The 391-nt window shown below is 68.0% G+C and carries 1 pseudogene; it reads left to right on the top strand.

Features of this window, described 5'->3' with window-relative positions:
• A pseudogene (locus EO141_RS07550) lies at nt 1–391 on the top strand (peptidase S8); the annotation flags it as partial.

The raw sequence follows: 391 nt of genomic DNA, 5'->3' as shown, positions 1-391 counted from the left end.
CTGGTGGTGCTGGGTGTTTCCGCGCTGACCTCCCTGCTGGCCGTGCCGGCGTTTGCCGGTCAGGTCAATCTGTCTGGCCTGGATTCGCAGCCCACGCTGGACCGCTTCATCGTCAAGTACAAGGACGGCAGCAGCCCGGCAGTAAGCCCGACGTCGATGCGCGCATCGCTCAATTCTGTCGCCACCGCGGTGCCGGCCCGCGCCGGTCGCGCGCTGGGTCTGAACCACGTGCGCCGCACTGCGCTGGGCTCGGAAGTGCTCAAGGCCAGCCGTGGGCTGGACCGCGCCGAAGCCGAAACGCTGATGCGCCGCATCGCCGCCGACCCGAGCGTGGACTACGTGGAAGTCGACCAGATCATGTATCCGGTCCTGACCCCGAACGACACCCGGC

Origin of the sequence: Xanthomonas sp. BRIP62415 (assembly GCF_003993515.1) — a bacterium.
GTDB classification, from domain to species: Bacteria; Pseudomonadota; Gammaproteobacteria; order Xanthomonadales; family Xanthomonadaceae; genus Xanthomonas; species Xanthomonas euroxanthea.
The sequence above is the reverse complement of the archived record's forward strand: the minus strand, read 5'-3'. Positions and strand labels throughout refer to the sequence as shown.